Raw genomic sequence first — 22093 nt, forward strand, 5'->3', positions numbered from 1 at the left:
AAATATTGAAAAAAATTACCTGCTTCCATTTATTTCATCCCATATAGAAGAAGCAGGCAATTCCATTTTAAATTAGGATGCAATCGATTTATTTTCACCAATGACCGCTTTTTCGAGTAGTTCTGCTACATCATACGTTTTAACATTTTCCTCAACTTCTTTTGCTTTCGTCCCATCAGATAGCATGGTCAGGCAATAAGGACATCCGGAACTGATCACTGTTGGACTGACGGCTAGTGCTTGTTCAGTACGGGCCACATTAATGCGGTTACCCGTTTCCTCTTCCATCCACATCAAACCGCCTCCAGCTCCACAGCACATACCCTTTTCACGGTTACGCTCCATCTCGATAAGCTTCACACCATCAATGGATTGTAAAATTTCACGCGGCGGGCTGTAAACTTCATTGTACCTTCCCAAGTAACAGGAATCGTGGAATGTAATGGTCTCATTCACCGGATACTGTGGCACCAACCTGCCTTCACTAACAAGTTTGGCTAACAATTCAGTATGATGGTACACTTCCGCTTCCAATCCGAAATCCGGATACTCATTCTTAAAGATATTGTATGCATGCGGATCGATCGTAACGATTTTCTTTATTTCATTCTTTTGGAATTCTTCTATATTTTTCATTGCAAGTTCCTGAAAAACAAACTCATTACCCAATCGACGAGGAGTATCCCCTGAGTTTTTCTCCTTATTTCCGAGAATCGCAAACTTGACGCCCGCTTCATTCATTAATTTAGCAAAGGAAAGGGCAATTTTCTGGCTTCGGTTATCGTACGACCCCATTGAACCCACCCAGAATAAATACTCGAATTCTTCTTCTGCCTTTTGTAATTCCTTCACGGTAGGGACGCTAACATCTTCCCGAAGGCTGCGCCAATCTTCTCTCTCTTTACGGTTCAGTCCCCACGGGTTTCCTTGACGTTCAATATTTGTCATGGCACGTTGAGCATCAGGATCAAGCCTGCCCTCTGTCAACACTAGATAACGGCGCATATCGATGATTTTGTCGACATGTTCATTCATTACCGGGCATTGATCTTCACAGTTCCGGCATGTGGTACAAGCCCAAAGTTCTTCTTCCGTAATGACTTCACCAATCAAGCTCGGGCTGTAAGCTTCCGTTGCTGCAGCTGATTCCTGCGCCCCCTGCGCGGCACCAGCCAAAGCTATCTTATTTCCCTTGTTATTTCCAAAAACAAAAGATGGTACCCATGGCTGCTTCGTTGTAACAGCAGCGCCTGTATTTGTTAAATGGTCACGCATCTTGATGATGATATCCATTGGTGACAGCATTTTACCGGTACCTGTAGCCGGGCACATATTCGTACAGCGCCCGCACTCCACACAGGCATAGAGGTCCACCATTTGATACTGCGTCAAGTCTTCGATATATTTGGCACCGTAATATTGATTGCCTTCTTTGTCGAGGACCTCTTCTTCCAAATCAACCGGTTTCAATTTCCCTGGATTGTCCAGGCGATTCAGGAATACATTTATCGGACCGGCAATCAAGTGAGCATGCTTAGATTGCGGGATATAAACAAGGAAAGATAGTATGATCAGTAAATGCAGCCACCAAGCTACATAAAAAACGACTGTTGCTGCTGTTGTCCCCATCCAGCCGAATAGGAAAGCGATGCTTGATGCGACTGGCTCTGACCAAGTTGCATCGTGACCATGCCAGATCATTCCCATTCCATTCCCCAGTAATACGGTAATCATGATACCGGTAATGAAGATGACAACCAAACCTGCTTTGAAATCCCTTTTCAAGCGAACGAGCTTCTCGACATAACGACGGTAAGCCGCCCATAAGATTGCAACAAGAACGGTAAGCGTCACAATTTCCTGGAAGAAAGTAAAGGCTGGATAAACAGGGCCAAACGGTAAATGCCACCCCGGTCTTAAACCTTTGACGAAAAAGTCAATTGCGCCAAATTGCACTAAGATGAAACCATAAAATAACAAGGCATGAATGATTCCGCTCTTTTTATCCTTAAAGAGCTTCTTCTGTCCAAATACATAAACCCCTATTTTCACAAGACGATCTTTCACACGGTTATCGAATTCCACTTTTTTGCCAAGTTTTATATAAGCTATACGAGTTTTTATCAAATAGACAAATAAACCGGCGGCGTAAGCGATTACAAGCAGGAATGCAACTAAGTTGATCCATAGTAAGCCATTCATTTCCATGCAGTCTTTCCCCCCTCTAAGTAAATTGTAAATGCCAGGTAACCATTTAAATAAAATAGAAAAATGGCATTTTTCTGAAATTTGATTAATTCCATTATATAATGAATGAGCATTCAGTCAACTTTTTTCTTTCTAAAAAAAATTTAGTTTTATGCACTTTAATGTATAATTCGACAATTCCGTAAATTCCCCTTCTGTATTCTAAAAAAAATGAGGACCCTTTCCCCCGCTTTTTAATGGTTACTAACAGGGAATTTGAGCCAAACTAAAATGAAATCATTTAGGGGGGATTTTTTTTGAAAATAATCACTAAGCTTGCCTCTATATTTTTATTGATCTTCACTTGGTGCTGGGTTGATCTTAAGTTAGGGCATAAGCGTTATATGAAACAGGCAACCAACGTTAAATATCCGCCTCGGAACAGTGACATGACTGTATTCACTTCAGGGAAAATCCTGTTTGATGATTTTATGAAAGAGGTCAAGCAAGCTAAGGATTCCATCCATATCCTTTTTTATATTGTAAAAAATGATAAATTCAGCAAGGACTTTTTGAATTTACTGCAATCAAAAGCGGAAGAGGGCGTGGAAGTGCGGCTTTTAGTCGATTGGGTAGGAGGTAAAAAGATGTCCCGCAAATCCATTCAGGAACTAACTAAAAGCGGCGTTCATTTTTCTTTTAGCTTTAAACCGAAACTCCCCTTCCTTTTCTATACAATACAAAAAAGAAACCACCGTAAAATTACAGTGATAGACGGCAAAATCGGCTATCTTGGCGGCTTTAATATCGGTAAGGAATATATAAACCAAGGGGAGAAGCTGAACCCTTGGAGAGATTATCATTTGAAAATGACCGGAGAGGGGGTCAAGGACCTTCAGGAAGTCTTCCTCACGGATTGGTTCCATGATACAAACGAGGATTACAGGGGAACACCTGCCTATTTCCCGACACTGAATCCTGGGTCGCAGGCAAATCAGGTTTTTGTCACGAATGGAAGTGATCTTGAATTGTCCATGACACGATTGATTCAGCAAGCCAATAAAAAAATCATTATCGGGACTCCATACTTCATTCCCAGTGAAACTTTATTTCACGAATTAAGGGAAGCCCTTGCACGCAATGTTTCCGTTACGGTCATCGTGCCCGAAAATTCAGACCATGCCCTTGTCAAGGAAGCTTCCTTTCCCTACTTTCGGGTACTATTAAAAGAAGGGGCAGAAATCATGCAATTTCAAAAAGGGTTCTACCATTCCAAAGTGATACTGATTGATGATACAATCTGTGATATCGGTACGGCTAATTTTGATAAACGCAGTTATTTTTTAAATAGTGAAATCAATTGTCTGGTATTTGACCCGACATTCATAAGAGATGTAGAAAAGGAATTGGCGGTCGACCTAGCTGAATCCAAGCCATTAAGCGGGGACGCGCTATCCATGAATGTAGTCCGTTCAGTAAAAGAATCGTTGGCTTCCATCCTTTCCCCTTTTCTTTGAAATCCCGTTGTTCAAGGAGAAAATATAATGAAAATAAGATTTGGTTTCGTATCCAACGCCACCTGTTTATGGGAAGCTTCTCCAGCTAAAACACTTACTTTCAAGCGATATAGCACACTTGGCACGGAAAAAGGGATGGAAAAACTCCTGAGTGTGACACGGCAGAACATTGAAAATACCTTAAGGGTCCTTCAATATAACACCGCCCACCAAGTAGAAATATACCGGATGTCCAGTTCCATTGTGCCTTTAGCCACACATCCCGAAATAGAATGGGATTTCGTGACTCCTTTTAAAAAAGAGTGGAAACAGCTTGGGGATTGGGTTACTGCACACAAGATGAGGGTCAGTTTTCACCCCAATCAGTTTACGCTGTTTACCAGCCCTAAACCCGAGATTACACAAAATGCCGTAAAAGATATGGAGTTCCATTATAAAATGCTGGAAGCAATGGGCATTGCGGACACCTCTTTCATCAATATCCATGTCGGTGGGGCCTATGGTGATAAAGAGTCCGCCATAGTAAGGGTTCATGACAACCTTAAATCGCTTCCTATGCATGTCAAGGAAAGAATGACTTTGGAGAATGATGATAAAACGTATACAGCATCTGAAACACTGAGCGTATGTACAAGGGAAGGCATCCCACTTGTATTCGATTACCACCATCATCTCGCAAACCTTTCAGATGAGCCACTTAACGAGCTGCTCACCGAGGTGTTCACCACTTGGAGTCAGGCAGGGGCGGTACCAAAGATTCATATTTCATCCCCAAAATCGGCAGGTGAATTTCGCTCGCATGCAGATTATATCGATTTGGACTTTATCATGCCCCTTTTTAAAGTTCTTAAAGAGCTTGGACAGGACGTGGATTTCATGATCGAGGCCAAGATGAAGGACCGGGCAATGCTGCAGCTAATTGAAGATATATCTAAGGTTCGTGGTGTAAAAAGGGTGAGCGGCGGTGCAGTCGAGTGCTAATTAACCTAAAAAAAAAAGCGGCTGTTTCGCTAGAAACAGCCGCTTTTTCCATTACATTTTTTCCGGTGCCGAAACCCCGATTATAGCTAATGCATTCTTTAAAGTAATTTGGACGGATTTAACCAGTCCTAGACGTGCCTTACTTCTCTCCAACTTTTCAACATCCAAAACCTTATCGGCATTGTAGAAGCTGTGGAATGTGGAAGCGAGGTCGAATATATAATTCGTCATGCGGTGAGGCATACGTTTTTCGGCTGCTTCCGCTATTGCCTGCGGGAATTCACCTAACTTCTTCAAAAGCTCCACTTCTTTTTCAGTAGAAAGGGAAGAGAAATCAGTGATTCCTTCATAGCTGATCCCTTGTTCCACACCTTGGCGTAAAATGCTGGAAATGCGGGCGTGAGCATATTGTGCATAATAAACCGGGTTATCATTGGATTGTGATACCGCAAGATCCAAATCGAAGTCCATATGAGTATCCGCACTTCTCATCGCAAAGAAATAACGTGTTGCATCCAGTCCTACTTCCTCAATAAGATCACGCATCGTAACTGCTTTACCAGTACGCTTACTCATCTTCATTTTCTCGCCATCCTTGTACAGGTGAACAAGCTGGATGATTTCCACTTCAAGCTGCTCACGTTTGTACCCTAACGCTTCGATCGCTGCTTTCATACGCGGGATATAGCCGTGGTGGTCCGCACCCCAGATATTGATCAACGTTTCAAAGCCGCGCTCCAATTTATTCCGGTGATAGGCAATATCAGGTGTCAGATATGTGTAAGACCCATCCTGTTTAATAAGCACCCGGTCCTTGTCATCGCCTAATTCCGTAGAGCGGAACCATGTAGCCCCTTCTTCCTCATAGACATGGCCCCTTTCCCTCAACACTTTGAGGGCTTCATCAATTTTACCGTCTTCATATAGGGATGTTTCCGAGTACCATACATCAAATCCGACACGGAAATTTCCCAAGTCCGTTTTCAATTTTTCCATTTCATATTTCAAGCCGTACTCACGGAAAAATTCAAAACGTTCCTTTTCATCCGCATTTACATATTTATCCTCATATTCACTTGCGAGCGTTTTACCGATTCCAATGATATCTTCGCCATGATAACCGCCCTCAGGCATATCCTTTTCGAGGCCAAGTGCCTGGAAATAACGGGCTTCTATGGAAATGGCCAAATTATTGATTTGATTACCTGCATCATTGATGTAGTATTCACGTGAAACATCATAACCTGCTTTAGACAGGATATTACATAACGTATCACCTACTGCTGCACCACGGGCATGACCTAGATGGAGATCACCGGTCGGGTTCGCGGAAACGAACTCCACTTGGATTTTTTCACCTTTTCCAAAGTCACTTTCCCCATATGCTCCATCCACTTTCAAAATGACAGGAATCAATTCGGTCAAATAAGAATTATTCATGTAGAAGTTTATGAAACCTGGTCCTGCAATTTCTATTTTTTCAATGGACGCTTTTGAATTGTCAAAGTTTTCGATGATTGCTTCGGCTATCATTTTGGGTGCTTTCTTTGCAACCTTCGTTAATTGCATGGCCATATTCGTGGAGTAATCTCCGTGTGTTTTATCTCTTGGAAGTTCCAATACAACATTTGGAATCTGCTCTTCCGTTGCTAAACCAGCTCTAATGACCGCCGCTTTAATTTCTTCTTTCAGTTTTTCCTGTACCTCTTTTACTATATTCATGTGCTATGCTTCCTCCTTATAGGAAATCGTCATCTCATATTGACCGGGTTCGCTTCCCTGCATATGTAACGTATATTTAAGAACAAGTTTCCCTTGTTTGGACTGCTCATCCCATTGATGATGAATTTTCTTTGTGGTCGTCCGTAACCCTAACCTGCCATATATACTTTCATAATGTCCATTTGTCGCTTCCTGTAGGCGGAAAAGCTGCCTCATTTTAATGGCACCATTTCTAAGCAGGATCGTTTCATCCTTTTTGTGCTTGATGGTCGTTTGTGTTTGACCGACTTCACTTTCCTCTTTATATTGCAAATATAAATCTGAACCTTTATACATTTTTGTACCAAATGTGACCAGCTCATACGTTTCGGTTTCTGAGCCATGCTTGATTTTTGTCTGTAAAGTCACTTTAATAGCATGCTTATCTATATCATGAAGAGTCAAAGCTACACTTCCTTCATCATGTCGTTCTTAACTTTATAAGTATAAATACTCTTCAAGGAAGTTTCAACTTGGAGCGGAAAATAAAATGTAATTCCAAAAAATTGAGGATAAACTGTCGAAATCATCTTGTTGCAATTCATTTGATTTTAACGCAATAATGACTCCATTGGGTGGAATTAAAAAAGAGTCAATCAGGTGTAAATTCTTTTCAGGGATGGATAAAAAAAGACCATTCCTGCTAAAAAACAGGAACAGTCAAGTCTTCCATCCATTAACCTTTTTGAACCCAACCTAAAATCATTTCGCGAATCAGCTTGCTCGCCGTGTTCGCTGTCTGCTCGGATGGGTCATAAATCGGTGCAACTTCAACTAAATCGCAGCCGACTACATTAATTTCAGATCGGGCTATCTCATGAATCGAAGCTAAAAGCTCTTTTGAAGTGATGCCCCCACAATCTACGGTGCCCGTTCCTGGCGCATGCGCTGGATCAAGAACATCGATGTCGATCGTTACATATACAGGACGCCCTGCTAACTGCGGCAGTACTTCTTTAAGAGGTTCAAGAACTTCAAATTTAGAGATGTGCATGCCGTTTTCTTTTGCCCATTGGAATTCTTCCTTCAAACCGGAACGGATGCCGAAAGAGTATACATTTTTCGGACCGATAAGCTCCGCGGATTTGCGGATGATGGAAGCATGGGAAAGTGGTTCTCCCTCATAATCCTCACGTAAATCTGTATGGGCATCCATATGGATGATGGCCATATCGGGATACTTTTTGTACATGGCTTTGATGACAGGCCATGTGACAAGGTGTTCGCCTCCCATCCCCATTGGGAACTTACCTGCATCCAACAAGCTGTCGACAAATTTTTCAATCATATCGATGCTGCGCTGCGGATTACCAAATGGTAATGGGATATCTCCGGCATCAAAGAATTTAACTTCTTCTAATTCACGATCTAAATATGGGCTGTACTCTTCCAAACCAATCGAAACTTCTCGAATCCGGGTAGGGCCGAAGCGGGAACCAGGACGGAAACTTACGGTCCAGTCCATCGGCATACCGTATAGCACAGCTTCAGATTCTTCAAAAACTGGGTGGCTTTTAATGAATACATTGCCTGAATAGGCTTCATCGAATTTCATGGTCCACGCCTCCCTTATTTCACTAAATCTTGAACGAATTTAGGCAGAACGAAAGCTGCTTTATGAAGTTCTTTTGTATAATATTTCGTTTCGATTTCATGAAAACGGTCTTCCGTCACTTCTAATGGATTATATTTTTTCGACCCGATCGTGAACGCCCAAAGGCCGCTTGGATACGTCGGGATATTCGCTAAATAAAGGCTAGTGATTGGGAATATTTCTTTTACATCACGTTGTACATCACGAATTAAGTCTGCTTTAAACCAAGGATTGTCTGATTGTGCCACAAAAATCCCATCTTCTTTCAAAGCTTTGGAAATCCCGGCATAAAAACCTTTAGTGAATAAATTGACAGCAGGTCCAACAGGTTCAGTTGAGTCGACCATGATCACGTCATATTCATTTTCACTTTTGGCGATGTGCATGAAGCCATCCCCCACTTGTACGTCTACACGCGGATCTTCAAGCATGCCTGCAATTTCAGGCAAGAATTTCTTTGAGTATTCGATGACTTTCCCATCGATATCCACCAATGTAGCTTTTTTTACGCTTGGATGCTTCAGGATTTCACGGATAACTCCTCCGTCCCCTCCGCCAACAACCAAAACGTTTTCTGGATTAGGATGAGTGAATAAAGGAACATGGGCTACCATTTCATGGTAAACGAATTCATCACGCTGTGAAGTCATTACCATGTCATCCAACAATAGCATATTGCCCCACTCTTCCGTTTCAATCATATCCAGCTTTTGAAACTCAGTTTGCTCCGTATGTAAAGTACGATTCACTTTCATCGTAATACCAAAATTCTCTGTTTGTTTTTCAGTAAACCAAATGCTCATTTATTAACGCTCCTTTTCCATTTCATATTGTCAGTCACCTAATAGGTTCCCCAAAATCGGTATAGTCATTAGCTAGAAAAATTATAGACGAATCTAGCAGAAATGCAAGATAAATTTCGTAAATGCAGTTCTTATGTTTAAAAATTTCTTTTTTTTCCATAATAGTAATAGATAATAGATTCTTTTTCTGATAAGAGAGGTGAAAGCAATGGAATTGATTCCAAGCGAACGATTTAAAAGGACAACTAAATATGTACGGGCCTTCATTATCCTTGCCACAATCGGGCTCACTATACTCTTTGTATTGCTTCTCTCCTTACTGATTTATGCAAAAATATTAGGTCCGCCTCCTTTGGTCGTGCCGCAGTCCACTCTCTATTATAGTGATAGCGGAAATGTGATCGGGGAAACCGATAATGGCCAGAAACGTTATTGGGCCGGAATGGATTCGATTTCACCACAGCTCATCAAAGCAACTGTCGCTGTTGAGGACCGTCAATTTTACACTCATAATGGATTTGATATAAAACGGATCGGCGGTGCCATCCTTGCGGATATCAAAGCAATGTCCAAAGTCCAGGGTGCAAGCACCATTACCCAGCAGTATGCCAGGAACCTTTTTCTTGGTCATGACAAAACGTGGTCGCGGAAACTCAATGAAGCCTTCTATACTGTACGTTTAGAAATGAACTACTCAAAAAAGGAAATTCTAGAAGGCTATTTAAATACGATTTACTATGGCCATGGCGCATATGGAGCCCAAGCTGCAAGTCAATATTACTTTGGCAAGGATGCCAAGGATTTGACTCTTCCTGAAGCGAGCATGCTGGCCGGAATACCAAAAGGTCCGTCAAATTATTCTCCATTGGATAACTTTGAAAAAGCGAAATCAAGGCAGAAAGTTGTCCTGCAAGCCATGAAAAACAAAAGCTACATTTCAGGAAAAAACATCGCGGAAGCATTGCAAACATCCCTTACATTAAAGGGCGAGCACGGAACGGTCACCAATAAAACCGCTCCTTATTTCCAGGATGCGGTCAAGCAGGCTTTAAAATCACAGCTTCATTTAGATGACCGGACGATCGAGCTAGGCGGACTTAAGGTCTATACCACACTGGATGAAACCCAGCAGGATGTTGCCGAAGAGGTCCTTTCCACTACCATACCCAAGTCTTCAGGGATTCAAGCTTCGATAGTGGCAATGGATCCGGACACCGGGGAAGTCCGTGCACTGGTCGGTGGTAAAGATTATGCGGAGTCGCCATTCAATCGAGCTACACAGGCTGTTCGCCAGCCCGGTTCCACGATGAAGCCATTGCTATACTACTCAGCGCTGGAGAATGGTTTCACACCATCTACCACTTTAAAAAGTGAGATTACTACATTTTCTTTCGATGATGGTCACTCGTCATATACACCGCATAATTACAACCATCAATATGCGGAAGGCGAAATAACGATGGCTCAGGCCATTGCTCTTTCCGATAACATCTTCGCCGTAAAAACACACCTGTTCCTTGGGGAACAGACCCTGGTTGATACAGCGCATCGTTTCGGCATCACGGCGAAAATGGATGCCGTTCCATCCCTTGCACTTGGTACGTCAGGTGTAAGGGCGATTGAAATGGTGAATGCGTACAGCATTCTGGCTAACGGCGGCAAGAAGGTTGAACCCGTGTTCATCAAAAAGGTTGAAAATCAAAAAGGTGAAGTGATTTTTGATGGCAATAAGAAACCGGAACAGATTTTGGATGAGGATAAGGCATTTGTCATGACTCAGATGCTTACCGGGGTTTTTGATGAAACCTTAAATGGCTATACGAAAGTGACCGGCAGCACCATCAGCTCCCAGCTGACCCGCCCATATGCCGGCAAATCAGGTTCCACCCCGACGGATAGCTGGATGATTGGTTACACACCGGAGCTTGTAGCTGGAGTATGGACTGGATATGATCAAGGTAAAAAGATCGAGAACCCTGCTGAAAAAGGCTATGCAAAGAAAATCTGGGCTTCTTATATGGAAAAGGGCCTACAAGGTAAACCAGCAAAATCGTTTAAGGAAACGGAAAACGTAATCGGGGTAAACGTGAATCCCGTCAGTGGAAAATTGGCAACAAAGGATTGTCCTGCCTCAAGACTTACTTATTATGTTAAAGGCTCCGAACCTGTCGAATACTGTGCCGAGCACTTTAAGGGTGAAAGCCCGAAACATGCCCCAAAAGGAGAAGAACAAAAGAAGGCACCGTGGTACAAAAAAGTCTTAAAACCATGGGGATAACGAAAAACCCCGAAGCCGGTAGCGGCTTCGGGGTTTTTCTGTCCTAGTTCCACAGTGTCTAAACTGCTGTCTTTAAGTTTACTTATTTTATCCGTTTCCTACAAGTGAATTTTTCACTAAACCTAACATTTCATCGATTAAATCAGATTCAAACCGTCAATGACTCCTTGAGCAGTGCAGAAGAGCGCTCCCACATTCCTGCATCATGGTTTTTCAGGAAGTCTGCAAGTATACGTTTGGATTTATCATCCATGTCCTCGACGATGATTTGCCGTTTCAGTGATTTATCCATCCGGTTAACATGCTCCGGAAGCGATTTATAACCGCGTCTAATTGAGCGGTCGACCGTCATTTCACAAGCTGTCACACCTGCATAGTGCGGACCATTTTGAGTGGCTTCAATGGTCACCCAAACAAGCCAGTAAGGTTTGGCATTCGGGACCTCTTCTTTAGTCTTTAAAAATTTAATTCCTTTTTCCACTGCACTCCTTGCATGCATCGCGCCGATATCGACCTCGGCTTCACCTGCATCCACATCGATTATGACCGGAGAAATATTATCGAGCGTTAAAACACCTGCTCCATATCCGCCATGACCTTCTGTAGGGTCGTTTTTTATAATATTGAAGCCTACCTTTTTCTTTGGTTGTTCTTCCATGTTTATATCCCCCTTTATGGTTTGTCATTTCCTATCGTTTAAAAAAGAAAAAGTGTAAAGAACCGACTCAGGACGTCGCCTACCAATGGTACAACATTGTTCAAAATCGGGCCAATTGTATACTTGCTCAGCGGTGTGATGATCAGAATCAAAAAAATCAGTGAGCCATATTGTTCATACTGGGTCATTTTTGCCCGCAAGTCAGCTGAAACAAGATCCTGTACGATCCTATAACCATCGAGCGGCGGCAGCGGTAACAGATTAAATACAAACAAAAGGATATTTAAGTTGATGAGCACCTCGAAGAATGGCTGAACGAAGAACGGTAAATCAGGTCCAACGCCTGCCGCCAGCAACCCATAAAAAATCAAATACCCCAAAATTGCAACAAGCAAATTACTGAACGGACCGGCAAAAGAGACAAGCACCCCTGCCAATTTTGGATTCTTGAAATGAAAACGATTAACCGGTACAGGTCTCGCCCAACCAAATCCGGCTATCAATATCAACAGAGTTCCAATCGGATCCAAATGCGAAATCGGATTCAATGTGACTCTTCCTTCATTCTTTGCAGTCGGGTCACCGAACTTATAGGCTACATAAGCATGTGAAAATTCATGAACCGTAAATGCGATTAACAGTGACACAATAACATATGGAAGCTGTTCCAAAGGATAAACCAAAAACCGTTCTATTTGCTCCAAGAATTGCATTGATAGCTTCTCCCCCAATATTTATTACCGTTAGTATACATCAAAAGAGCAAGAAGTGAAAAAACTCTGACTTCCGTGTCTTGCAATTATTTTTCCATTGTGAAACACTACAAGATGAGAGAGGAAGGGGGGAATGAGAGATGCCATATGTAACAGTCAAAATGCTTGAAGGCCGTACAGACGAACAAAAGAAAGCTTTAGTTGAAAAGGTGACTGCAGCCGTTACGGAAACAACTGGAGCACCAGCTGAAGCCGTTACGATTTTCATCGAAGAAATGTCAAAAAATCACTTGGCAGTAGCCGGTGTCCGTAAAAGCGATCAATGAGCTTTACATAATGGGGAAAAGCTAAGCCATCAATTCGGCTTAGCTTTTGTTTTTAACTGCTCAATATATTCATATGCCTCATCAATTTCTTCAAGCGTATATTTTTGTTTGCTTTTCAGCGTGAAAAGTTTCTCGGTGACTTCTTCCTTTTCAAGCGTGTCAAAGTATAACACCGTTGAAACAAGCTCCAAAAACCGGGCATTCTGTTCGTTCATATCCAGTAAGCATGCCTCAAGAGCTGGCATCTCCACTTCCTGGATGGATAGGAAATCCTGGCCGGCGTCCGTAATCGAATAACAATACTGATAATACCCTGCTTTTTTTTCCCTTACTTCATTCAAGTAACCCATTTCGCAGAGCTCTTCAATCCGTAAGGTCAACTCCTCCGAATATGGTCCGTAAAAGTGAAACTGAAACTTCTCATGAAATGGGAAGGACAGCTTCTTCGCGATATAAACGATTTTTTGTAATTTTTTCCGACCCGAGATTTCACCGGCAGTAGAAATTGCATTGATAATGTTTGCATGATCCTTAAACAAGGCTCGTCACTCCTCACCAAAAATGTACCACTTTAATCCGATAGCTCCAAAAGCTTACGAATCTGTTTTTTTATATTTTTCTTCGTAGATTCATCACGCAATAAATCTGCTGGATAATACAACTTATGATCCGTTCTTCTTTTTCCTGAAATTGCATCGACAATTTCGGATTCACGCGATAATTCCCGAATTTCGCCATTATTTTTCAGCAAGTGAATCGGCAGTCTCTCCTCTTCCTCACCTGGCCGGTAAAAATCATACGGCAGATCCGATGAAGAATCTACGACGAGATAATAATCCGGATCGATGCCCGCCTTCTTGAATAAAGTCCTTAATTCCATCAATCTGTTCATTTGACTGTTCGATGGATGGAATTCCACATATTTAAATAGTTTACGGTTAACGAAGCGAGTGCATAAATCTTTTAAAATCGCATCGTTTTCCTCTTCCCATGCTTCGAAATAATAGAGCATCACCGCTTCATCCATTTTCAAATAGTCCGTTAAAGTCACTTCTCCCTTGAACAATGAATAAAAATGGTGCGGTTCTTGAGCAAACTCATAACCGGATTCATATAAATGTTTCGCCCTATGTAGAATCTTGGTAAGTATGACCTCCGCACTTCTCGTAACTGGATGGAAATAAACCTGCCAATACATTTGGTAGCGACTCATGATATAATCCTCAACCGCATGCATCCCGCTTTGTTTTATGACGGCATGTTCTTCCCTGGGCCTCATTACACGCAAAAGCCTTTCCATATCGAAATGTCCATAACTCACGCCAGTGAAGTAAGCATCACGCTGTAAATAGTCCATTCTATCAGCATCGATCTGACTTGAAATCAGGCTGACTACTAATTTGCCTTTATAGGTTTTCGCTATGACTTCTGCCACTTTTTTCGGGAAATCACGCCCTACTCGAAGGAGGATCTTATTCACTTCCGTATCGCCGACGATTATCTGCTGCGTGAATTGCTCATGATCCAGGTCAAACACCTTTTCAAAAGAATGAGAGAAGGGACCATGACCCAAATCATGCAGAAGGGCTGCACATAGGGATAGTAACCGTTCCTCAGGTTTCCACTCCGGTCTGCCCTCGAAAACATCATCGACGATTCTCCGAACTATCTCATATACTCCAAGCGAATGGCTAAGCCGACTATGTTCCGCACCATGAAAGGTTAAATAAGTCGTTCCCAGCTGTTTGATCCTTCGAAGACGCTGGAATTCCTTCGTTCCTATTAAATCCCATATAACCCGATCACGAACATGTATATATCGGTGCACCGGGTCCTTGAATACTTTTTCTTCTTGTAATTTTTCGCCGGAATATTCCATGAACTACCCTCTTTTTCATAATCTCGATGCACTCATTATAGCGTGTTTTGACAAAAAACCCTAACTTTCCCCTTTCTAGTAAGAGGGGTCATTTTGTAAGAAAACGGAAGTTCCCGTCGGATTTAGTCTCGAAAATAAGGAAATAAAAAATCACCGCAGTTTGTTGAATCTGGGTGATGAACAGCTTGTTCCATTTATCAAAAGCAAACAATCCACTCCAACTATATCTCATGGATCCTACTTTAGTTTTTTATTGATTTTATCTAGTAACTCGTCTTCTGTCGGTGCAGCAACTGGACGGTTATTGACGAAGGCAAATGATTTCTTTCTGCCAGGACCGCAATAGGATTGACAGCCCACTTCAATTTTCGCGTCGGGATCAAGCTTTTCAAGACGGGGGATCAATGTTTTGATGTTTACCGCCAAGCAGTCATCACACACTCTGAATTCATTGGACATCCTCCGGTACCATCCTTTCCATGACAAACTATTTTTCTTTCCATTTATATGACTAAAAGGTATTTTACCGTTTCTACTTATTAATATCAAGAGGGCTGGATGATGTGAAAAGGAAAGGGCAACCGCTAGCAAATGATGTAATTAATCAAAAAACTAGTATCCTTTCAACCTTTTTGTATAAAAAATCCAAATTTTGTCCAAAATGCTAGTAGAACACTCCATAAATCACTGCCACACGATATTTTATATAGTTATTTATTTTAAAAGTTACCAGAAAGGGAGTATGTAGAAATGAAGGTTCGTCAAGACGCCTGGACAGAAGAAGATGATTTGCTTTTGGCAGAAACGGTATTGCGCCATGTGCGGGAAGGCAGCACTCAGCTAAATGCATTTGAAGAGGTAGGAGATAAGTTGAATCGCACCTCTGCCGCATGCGGATTCCGCTGGAATGCAGTTGTCCGCCATAATTATGATAAAGCGCTATCCCTTGCCAAGAAACAGCGTAAGCAACGGCAAAGGATTCTTGGAAAAGATCAAGGAGGGAAAAAACGGCTTCTTTATACACCGCCGTCCCCAATGATTTCGGACATAATGGTTTCTCAAGTACAAGAAGAGGAACTAGAGTTGCAATCCGAAGTCGATACCACCAATTATGAAGCAGCAGAAGAATTCGTTGTGGCTGAAGCTCTCGCTCCTAAGCCACAGAACACTCCAGTAACTTTGGAAAAAGCCATGAACCTAGATACCGTCATCGCGTATTTGGAATCTATGAATGGCCGTATGCTTCAAGCCGAAGTATTAAAAACCGAAAATGAAAGATTGAAGCTCGAAATTAAAGGACTGAAAAAGCGAAACGAAGATTTGGAGAATAAAATCAGCCACTTAGAACAAAACAGCGGCTTGATGCAGGAAGATTATGAAACTTTGATGAATATCATGAACCGAGCAAGAAAGCTGGTCTTGTTAGAAGAAGAGGAACGTCCGGCAACTAAGTTCAAGATGGACCGGAATGGAAATTTGGAAAAAATGGCTGAGTAATTTGATAATGTGGGGTTCAGTTACATAGATCAACCACATGCTAAAGGCCATTCACCCATGTTTATCCGAAAAAGGGAGCCAACAAGGCTCTTTTTTTCATGGCCAAGAAAAAAGGATAAAATCGTCCAAGGATGTTCGGTGATTATACCTCTGCTGCCTATCATACAATCCCTTTTACAGTTTCAGTGAATGCTAAAGTCGTATTACATGCAAAAGGCCGTCCCTGACACAGGAACAGCCTTTTGCATATCAATCCTTTATTGAATCGAATACTTTATCATTGCGTTCCACCACTCTTGTCAAGTATGCCTCATATAACGGCCATTCCTGAACAGAAAGAGTGTCAGAGAATATCTTTCCGCTATGTTCCTTCAAGACATGAAGGAATCTGAGCATCACATCCTGAACACTCAATTGCACGCCCAATAATTCTGTAAGGGATGCCATTACCGAAGGGACGATATCAGGATAAACGAATTTGGTTTCTGCATTTCCTTTAGCTGCATCATAAAAACCCTTAACGAGACTGGCACGTTCAGCCCCGCTTCCATTAACACACAAATAGATTTGCACCGCTACGCCATTACGAATCCTGCGTTGGGATATACCCGCAAACTTCTGCCCATTTATACTTAAATCATAACTTCCAGGACAATAGGAACCGACGATTTCCCTTGCCTCCATAGTGACTGGGAAATCGGAAAACATCAATTGGACAAGCTCCCACATCGCATCATATCCACGATTGATTTCAATTTTTCGCTCATTTTCAGGAAAAATGAGCGAAAAATTCAGGACCCCCTCATCCAGCACGACTGCCAGCCCTCCGGAATTCCTTACAATGGCCTGATGATCATGTTCTTTTAAATGATCCAAACCCTTTTTAAGGAAGGGCAACTTCGTATCCTGTATACCCAGGACGATGGTTCGATGGTGTACCCACGCTCTTGCTACGGCTGCTGATTTACCTGACCCTACGGAAGCGCAAAATGTATCATCCATCGCAAAGGACTCTAGAGCAGGAAACTGAGGTCCAACGGAGGATTGATCAATAACCCGCCACTCTTGTTGCATTAATAATGAATCTGTTTCACTCATACGAATCTCCCTCTACTTTTTATCCTCAAGCGGCCTATTGATACTGCGCCACAATCCCCTGTGCCGCTGTAATGACTGCCAGCTTATATACATCCTCTTCACTGCATCCCCTCGAAAGGTCATTTACAGGACGGTTCAGCCCCTGAAGGATCGGGCCGACCGCTTCGAAGCCACCCAAGCGCTGTACCATCTTGTAGCTAATGTTCCCTGCTTCGAGGCTTGGGAAAATAAAAACATTCGCATCCCCCTGAATAAGGGAATCCGGTGCTTTTTTTCTTGCTACCGAAGGAACAAAAGCCGCGTCAAACTGAAATTCCCCATCCAAAATGATTTCAGGATCCATTTCTTTTGCCAATTCGACGGCATCGACTACTTTTAGCGTCTCGGGTGATTTTGCCGACCCCTTCGTAGAAAAGCTCAACATAGCCACACGCGGTTCGATATCGAACATTAGTGCAGTCTTCGCACTTTCGATTGCGATTTCGGCCAGGTCCTGGGAATCAGGGTTTATATTTATCGCACAATCCGCGAAGACATATTTTTCTTCTTCCCGGACCATGATGAATACACCCGATGTTTTTTGGACGCCTGGCTTTGTCTTGATGATCCTTAGGGCGGGGCGAACCGTATCGGCAGTCGAATGCGTTGCACCACTCACCATTCCATGTGCCAGTTTCATATGGACGAGCATGGTTCCAAAATAGTTCTCATCCTTTAAGATTTCACGTGCTTGTATATCAGTCTCTTTACCTTCACGGACCTTCACAAACGCTTCAACCATTTCATCCATCATGATATAATTCTTCGGATCATATATTTCGATTGCATCAAGGGAGATTTTCAAATCCTTTGCCTTCTCTTGAATCAACCCGATATCCCCGATCAATACAGGTGTCACCAGTTTAGCTTTGGCAAGCCTGCCTGCCGCTCCCAAAATCCGTTCATCCAACCCTTCTGGAAAAACGATCTTTAAATTATGCCCCATAACTTTTGATTCCAAAATTTCAAATAAATCACTCACTGGCTCTTCCTCCTTTTTTAGATACGTTTCCCCTGTTTTTCCTATATTTAACCATTCGGCAAGAATTCCATAGTCGTCTTCTTTTAAGAATACTCTAGCAGCTAGGTAAATTCCAGCCACTTTGGTCACCAACCATTCCGTAAATTTGAAATTTGTTTGAACACCGAAAAACAGTGATGGTGTTTGCGGGTTGATATAAATTTCCTTATACTGAAACTATGATATATTAAAGTTATAATAAGACTTAGGAGTGATCGTAATGAGTGAAGCAGCACAAACACTGGATGGCTGGTATTGTTTACATGACTTCCGTCTGATCGACTGGGCTTCTTGGAAAACCTTATCAAGTGACGAACGCCAATTGGCTATCTCAGAATTCCAAGGTTTACTGGATAAATGGAATATGACACAAAGCGACAACGAAGGCAGCCATGCCCTATATTCCATCGTTGGTCAAAAAGCGGACTTCATGCTAATGTTTGCCCGCCCAACCATGGAAGAATTGAATGTAATTGAAAATGAATTCAACAAAACCAAGCTTGCCGAGTATACAATCCCCGCTTATTCATACGTTTCCGTCGTGGAATTAAGCAATTACTTGGCAAGTGGAGATGGTGAGGACCCTTATCAGAACCCTCATGTTCGTTCTAGACTTTATCCGATACTTCCAAAAGCGAAACATGTATGCTTCTATCCAATGGACAAGCGTCGTGATGGAGATGATAACTGGTATATGCTTTCCATGGAAGAACGCAAAGGCTTAATGCGTTCCCACGGCTTGATTGGCCGCAGTTATGCCGGTAAAGTAAAACAAATCATTTCCGGTTCTGTCGGTTTTGACGATTATGAATGGGGCGTTACACTATTCGCGGATGATGTCCTTCAATTTAAAAAATTGATCTATGAAATGCGTTTTGATGAAGTGAGTGCACGATACGCTGCATTTGGTTCTTTCTTTGTAGGCAATATCCTGCCGGAAGAAAACGTACCTTCTTTCTTATACGTATAAGACGATGAGCTTCCGGTTTCCGGAAGCTTTTTCCTTTTGCGTCCACTCCTTTTTATTTTTCCCCATCTTTGGAATAAAACCAATGCATATCCCATACATTTTCAATAGTGATGAATTTATTTTTTCACAGTCCCATTCAGCTTCAGGAAAATTAACAAGGCAATTCCTGACTTCAGCGAGGTGAAGGAACGTTACTTCCATTCATTAGCAGACAAGAGGGTTCGAATTAAAACATGAACGGCAACCGTTACGTATCACTCAAATTCATTGTGGTTTTTTAAGCCACCCGGGGATTATCCAGAACTACCGGTCGCTATAAATCGCACTGTTTCTCCCATTCCACACTCTCGGATTGTCCAAATTCCACAAAATCAAATAAACCTTTTAGGAGGGAATGCAATGTCACAAAATAATCCTTATGGTAATTACCCGTACGGAGGAAGCCCCTATTACCCCTATGAAAATAATGAGCCTAACCTGCGGCAGCAGAATCCTAACCCGCAACAGGGTTACCAGCAGCAAGCATACCAACAGCCACAAATGCCCACTAATGGAGGCACGCAACAACAAGTGCCCATGACGATGAATGGAGGCACGCAACAACAAGTGCCCATGATGATGAACGGAGGCACTTCCGGACCACAGATACCTGGCATGCTACCGGTCGAAGCGTCGTACATCGAGAACATTTTGCGTTTGAATAAAGGGAAATTAGCCACTGTTTATACCACGTTTGAAAACAACACGGAATGGAATGCAGTGATCTTCAAAGGAATCATCGAGGCTGCAGGACGCGATCATTTGATCATAAGCGACCCTGAAACGGGAAAACGATACTTAATTCCGATGGTATACTTAGATTATGTAACGTTTGATGAGGAAATCGAATATGACTATCCATTTGGAGGCGCTGGGCTTGCCACCTATCCGCCAAGGTGAAGAAACTTCCATAAAGAAGAGCCTCAGAATCTATTTGATTTTGAGGCTCTTCTTTATTGGGGGTGACTTTTCTAATTAAGCTGACTTAAGAAGATCAGCTGTCTTCATTACAAGTATTTATATGCAGCAATGATCATTAGGACCCAAGCAACCAAGAATGAGACTCCGCCAAGCGGTGTGATTGCTCCCAGGACCTTGATTTGCGTAACGCTAAGAACGAATAGACTACCGGAAAACAGGATGATTCCTATTAGCATGAGCCAGCCGGACCAGTTGATTAGCGGACTTGAAATCTTCCCAGCCAATAAACCAAGCACTAATAAACCCACCGCATGGAACATTTGATATTGAACAGCGGTTTGCCATGTTTCTAAATATTTATCAGGAATTTTCCCTTCCAGTCCGTGTGCACCGAATGCACCTAGTGCTACAGCAATAAACCCATTCAATGCACCTAAAATGATGAACAGTTTCACTATGATTTCGCTCCCCTACTCTAATTTAAAAATCAAACAAGGATTCCCCATTGGCTTCTTCCATTTTAACCGGTTCTACATTCGATGTAGCCGACATAACGGGCTGGCTCAATGTGATTGGCTTCGGGATGCTGATGTTCCCAGCCTTTTCATCAACCATTACTTCACAAAGGGACTTAATGGCAATTACATACCCCTGCACCTTATCTTCTGAATTTGCCTGTTTCGCTTTCAAAACAAGCTCTTCGATTTTATCTAACATTTGTCTTGATGAAATATCCACCTTTACCACCTCGTCTATTTACAGGTCAAAACTTTCATAACTAGCATAGCAAAAATCAGAGAAGAAAACACCTTGCATATCCCTACTTTTTAATTGGCTTGGAGTGAAATTTCAAGCATGGTTGTCCTGAAGAACGAAAGACCTCAAGAGAGGGCAGGTTTGATGTTTTGAATTGAAACGCACGGCAGCCCTTTGGAAACCTGGGATCCCAAGTTATATAGAAATGACAGCACGCCATACAATTCACCCGTTCCTTTTTCTTGCCCATATCATCGCTTCGAGATTTTCCAATCAATTGGGAATTCCCCCATTTCCACCAGTAACTGATTTGTTTTGGAAAAAGGTTTGCTGCCAAAGAAACCACGGGAGGCAGACAGCGGACTAGGATGGACGGACTTAATGATTCTATGACGGGTTTCATCAATCAAAGGGATTTTGGATTGAGCAGGTTTCCCCCACAGGATGAATACAACCGGTTTCGGACGTTCATTCAATAGGCGAATAACTTGATTCGTGAAATTTTCCCATCCTTTTCCTCGGTGTGAATGAGCCTCTCCCTCGCGGACAGTCAAGACTGTGTTCAATAGAAGCACCCCCTGTCCCGCCCATTCAACAAGGTAACCATTATCAGGAGCCTCATATCCTAGATCAGTGTGTAACTCTTTAAAGATATTTCTTAAAGAAGGCGGGATGCGAACCTCCGGCTTAACTGAAAAACTAAGGCCATGCGCTTGATCCGGGCCATGATAAGGGTCCTGTCCAAGGATGACAACCTTTACGTCTTCATAAGAGGTATAGTGAAGCGCATTGAAGATATCATCTTGATCCGGGTGAATGACTTGCTGACTGTACTCCTGCTTTATAAATTCCCTTAGCTCCTGGTAATATGTTTTTTTGAATTCCTCTTCCAATAGAGGCCACCAATCATTTGTTAATAACTGCTTTTCCATGTGCCACAGCCCCTTTCAACCTTTTGAAACTATATTATATCAAACTAATCGCCTTACCTTTTTCCATAGATTAAGATTTATGTTTCTATATACCCCTATGTGGGAAAATAGATAGTTAGCAAG

General features: G+C 42.3%; 22 protein-coding genes. 7 read left to right on the plus strand and 15 right to left on the minus strand.

Annotation, left to right across the window (positions count from 1 at the left end):
- Positions 1-72 precede the first annotated feature (72 nt).
- The gene (locus tag ABIE66_RS26945) at positions 73-2202 is read right to left on the minus strand and encodes a (Fe-S)-binding protein (RefSeq protein ID WP_289318256.1); all 2130 of its coding nucleotides are present in this window, start codon (positions 2200-2202) and stop codon (positions 73-75) included.
- A 302-nt stretch (positions 2203-2504) separates the two neighbouring features.
- Here ABIE66_RS26945 and cls point away from each other — a divergent pair, with 302 nt between their 5' ends.
- Positions 2505-3704 carry a cardiolipin synthase gene (gene cls / locus ABIE66_RS26950; RefSeq protein WP_370016875.1) on the plus strand — a complete coding sequence of 400 codons (1200 nt, stop codon included), beginning with the start codon at positions 2505-2507 and terminating at the stop codon, positions 3702-3704.
- Positions 3705-3731: 27 nt separating this feature from the next.
- Positions 3732-4685, plus strand: coding sequence for a UV DNA damage repair endonuclease UvsE (uvsE, locus tag ABIE66_RS26955; RefSeq protein ID WP_370016876.1), 954 nt, complete (start codon positions 3732-3734; stop codon positions 4683-4685).
- A 51-nt stretch (positions 4686-4736) separates the two neighbouring features.
- Here uvsE and argS read toward each other — a convergent pair whose 3' ends face one another.
- The 4 genes from argS to speE all read right to left on the minus strand — a co-directional run bounded on the left by argS (position 4737) and on the right by speE (position 8843).
- Positions 4737-6407: an arginine--tRNA ligase gene (gene argS, locus ABIE66_RS26960; RefSeq protein WP_370016877.1), complete on the minus strand. Its 1671-nt coding sequence runs from the start codon at positions 6405-6407 to the stop codon at positions 4737-4739.
- 3 nt (positions 6408-6410) lie between these two features.
- Positions 6411-6851, minus strand: coding sequence for a YwiB family protein (locus tag ABIE66_RS26965; protein ID WP_289314282.1), 441 nt, complete (start codon positions 6849-6851; stop codon positions 6411-6413).
- 271 nt (positions 6852-7122) lie between these two features.
- Complete coding sequence (speB, locus tag ABIE66_RS26970; protein WP_289327077.1) at positions 7123-8001, minus strand: agmatinase; 879 nt, start codon at positions 7999-8001, stop codon at positions 7123-7125.
- A gap of 14 nt (positions 8002-8015) precedes the next feature.
- Positions 8016-8843, minus strand: a complete 828-nt coding sequence (gene speE / locus ABIE66_RS26975) for a spermidine synthase (RefSeq protein WP_053348438.1) — start codon at positions 8841-8843, stop codon at positions 8016-8018.
- A 208-nt stretch (positions 8844-9051) separates the two neighbouring features.
- Between speE and ABIE66_RS26980 the strand changes: the two genes are divergently transcribed.
- Positions 9052-11121: a transglycosylase domain-containing protein gene (locus tag ABIE66_RS26980; protein ID WP_289327078.1), complete on the plus strand. Its 2070-nt coding sequence runs from the start codon at positions 9052-9054 to the stop codon at positions 11119-11121.
- A 148-nt stretch (positions 11122-11269) separates the two neighbouring features.
- Here the strand turns inward: ABIE66_RS26980 and ABIE66_RS26985 are convergent, their stop codons facing one another.
- On the minus strand, positions 11270-11779 hold the full coding sequence (locus ABIE66_RS26985) for a YwhD family protein (RefSeq protein ID WP_289314279.1): 510 nt from the start codon (positions 11777-11779) through the stop codon (positions 11270-11272).
- A gap of 38 nt (positions 11780-11817) precedes the next feature.
- A complete protein-coding gene (locus ABIE66_RS26990; protein ID WP_370016878.1) occupies positions 11818-12492 on the minus strand; it encodes a site-2 protease family protein in 675 nt (224 codons plus the stop codon).
- A 140-nt stretch (positions 12493-12632) separates the two neighbouring features.
- Here ABIE66_RS26990 and ABIE66_RS26995 point away from each other — a divergent pair, with 140 nt between their 5' ends.
- Entirely contained in the window at positions 12633-12818 is a 186-nt protein-coding gene (locus ABIE66_RS26995; RefSeq protein ID WP_061465772.1) for a 2-hydroxymuconate tautomerase, read from the plus strand.
- A 29-nt stretch (positions 12819-12847) separates the two neighbouring features.
- Here ABIE66_RS26995 and ABIE66_RS27000 read toward each other — a convergent pair whose 3' ends face one another.
- The 3 genes from ABIE66_RS27000 to ABIE66_RS27010 form a co-directional block, all read right to left on the minus strand.
- Positions 12848-13357 carry a YwgA family protein gene (locus ABIE66_RS27000; protein WP_370016879.1) on the minus strand — a complete coding sequence of 170 codons (510 nt, stop codon included), beginning with the start codon at positions 13355-13357 and terminating at the stop codon, positions 12848-12850.
- Between the two features lie 32 nt (positions 13358-13389).
- Entirely contained in the window at positions 13390-14697 is a 1308-nt protein-coding gene (locus ABIE66_RS27005; RefSeq protein WP_148358379.1) for an HD domain-containing protein, read from the minus strand.
- Between the two features lie 237 nt (positions 14698-14934).
- On the minus strand, positions 14935-15156 hold the full coding sequence (locus tag ABIE66_RS27010) for a YuzB family protein (protein ID WP_048683566.1): 222 nt from the start codon (positions 15154-15156) through the stop codon (positions 14935-14937).
- 291 nt (positions 15157-15447) lie between these two features.
- On the opposite strand from ABIE66_RS27010, the gene ABIE66_RS27015 reads away from it, so the two are divergent.
- Positions 15448-16194: an RsfA family transcriptional regulator gene (locus ABIE66_RS27015; protein WP_370016880.1), complete on the plus strand. Its 747-nt coding sequence runs from the start codon at positions 15448-15450 to the stop codon at positions 16192-16194.
- 249 nt (positions 16195-16443) lie between these two features.
- Here the strand turns inward: ABIE66_RS27015 and lipL are convergent, their stop codons facing one another.
- The gene (gene lipL, locus ABIE66_RS27020; protein ID WP_289327081.1) at positions 16444-17292 is read right to left on the minus strand and encodes an octanoyl-[GcvH]:protein N-octanoyltransferase; all 849 of its coding nucleotides are present in this window, start codon (positions 17290-17292) and stop codon (positions 16444-16446) included.
- Positions 17293-17326: 34 nt separating this feature from the next.
- Positions 17327-18313 (minus strand): phosphate acetyltransferase, encoded by a 987-nt coding sequence (gene pta / locus ABIE66_RS27025; protein ID WP_289327412.1) that lies wholly within the window; start codon positions 18311-18313, stop codon positions 17327-17329.
- A gap of 259 nt (positions 18314-18572) precedes the next feature.
- Between pta and hemQ the strand changes: the two genes are divergently transcribed.
- Positions 18573-19322, plus strand: a complete 750-nt coding sequence (hemQ, locus tag ABIE66_RS27030; protein WP_370016881.1) for a hydrogen peroxide-dependent heme synthase — start codon at positions 18573-18575, stop codon at positions 19320-19322.
- Positions 19323-19721: 399 nt separating this feature from the next.
- A complete protein-coding gene (gene gerQ, locus ABIE66_RS27035) occupies positions 19722-20261 on the plus strand; it encodes a spore coat protein GerQ (protein WP_289327083.1) in 540 nt (179 codons plus the stop codon).
- 107 nt (positions 20262-20368) lie between these two features.
- Here gerQ and ABIE66_RS27040 read toward each other — a convergent pair whose 3' ends face one another.
- The 3 genes from ABIE66_RS27040 to ABIE66_RS27050 form a co-directional block, all read right to left on the minus strand.
- Positions 20369-20737: a DUF423 domain-containing protein gene (locus ABIE66_RS27040; protein WP_054398573.1), complete on the minus strand. Its 369-nt coding sequence runs from the start codon at positions 20735-20737 to the stop codon at positions 20369-20371.
- A 25-nt stretch (positions 20738-20762) separates the two neighbouring features.
- The gene (locus tag ABIE66_RS27045; RefSeq protein ID WP_289327084.1) at positions 20763-21020 is read right to left on the minus strand and encodes a YwdI family protein; all 258 of its coding nucleotides are present in this window, start codon (positions 21018-21020) and stop codon (positions 20763-20765) included.
- A 269-nt stretch (positions 21021-21289) separates the two neighbouring features.
- Complete coding sequence (locus ABIE66_RS27050; RefSeq protein ID WP_370016882.1) at positions 21290-21970, minus strand: uracil-DNA glycosylase; 681 nt, start codon at positions 21968-21970, stop codon at positions 21290-21292.
- Positions 21971-22093 lie beyond the last annotated feature (123 nt).

Source organism: Peribacillus sp. B2I2, assembly GCF_041261685.1.
In the GTDB taxonomy this organism is placed as follows: domain Bacteria; phylum Bacillota; class Bacilli; order Bacillales; family DSM-1321; genus Peribacillus.

Excerpts from the sequence above, each read along its gene's own strand:
- lipL (WP_289327081.1), bottom strand. The coding sequence starts at position 17,292 with ATGAGTGAAACAGATTCATTATTAATGCAACAAGAGTGGCGGGTTATT.
- ABIE66_RS26990 (WP_370016878.1), bottom strand. The coding sequence starts at position 12,492 with ATGCAATTCTTGGAGCAAATAGAACGGTTTTTGGTTTATCCTTTGGAA.
- ABIE66_RS27015 (WP_370016880.1), top strand. The coding sequence starts at position 15,448 with ATGAAGGTTCGTCAAGACGCCTGGACAGAAGAAGATGATTTGCTTTTG.
- hemQ (WP_370016881.1), top strand. The coding sequence starts at position 18,573 with ATGAGTGAAGCAGCACAAACACTGGATGGCTGGTATTGTTTACATGAC.
- ABIE66_RS27050 (WP_370016882.1), bottom strand. The coding sequence starts at position 21,970 with ATGGAAAAGCAGTTATTAACAAATGATTGGTGGCCTCTATTGGAAGAG.
- gerQ (WP_289327083.1), top strand. The coding sequence starts at position 19,722 with ATGTCACAAAATAATCCTTATGGTAATTACCCGTACGGAGGAAGCCCC.
- speE (WP_053348438.1), bottom strand. The coding sequence starts at position 8,843 with ATGAGCATTTGGTTTACTGAAAAACAAACAGAGAATTTTGGTATTACG.
- ABIE66_RS26980 (WP_289327078.1), top strand. The coding sequence starts at position 9,052 with ATGGAATTGATTCCAAGCGAACGATTTAAAAGGACAACTAAATATGTA.
- speB (WP_289327077.1), bottom strand. The coding sequence starts at position 8,001 with ATGAAATTCGATGAAGCCTATTCAGGCAATGTATTCATTAAAAGCCAC.
- ABIE66_RS26995 (WP_061465772.1), top strand. The coding sequence starts at position 12,633 with ATGCCATATGTAACAGTCAAAATGCTTGAAGGCCGTACAGACGAACAA.
- argS (WP_370016877.1), bottom strand. The coding sequence starts at position 6,407 with ATGAATATAGTAAAAGAGGTACAGGAAAAACTGAAAGAAGAAATTAAA.
- ABIE66_RS26985 (WP_289314279.1), bottom strand. The coding sequence starts at position 11,779 with ATGGAAGAACAACCAAAGAAAAAGGTAGGCTTCAATATTATAAAAAAC.
- ABIE66_RS27010 (WP_048683566.1), bottom strand. The coding sequence starts at position 15,156 with ATGTCCAATGAATTCAGAGTGTGTGATGACTGCTTGGCGGTAAACATC.
- ABIE66_RS26945 (WP_289318256.1), bottom strand. The coding sequence starts at position 2,202 with ATGAATGGCTTACTATGGATCAACTTAGTTGCATTCCTGCTTGTAATC.
- ABIE66_RS27005 (WP_148358379.1), bottom strand. The coding sequence starts at position 14,697 with ATGGAATATTCCGGCGAAAAATTACAAGAAGAAAAAGTATTCAAGGAC.
- uvsE (WP_370016876.1), top strand. The coding sequence starts at position 3,732 with ATGAAAATAAGATTTGGTTTCGTATCCAACGCCACCTGTTTATGGGAA.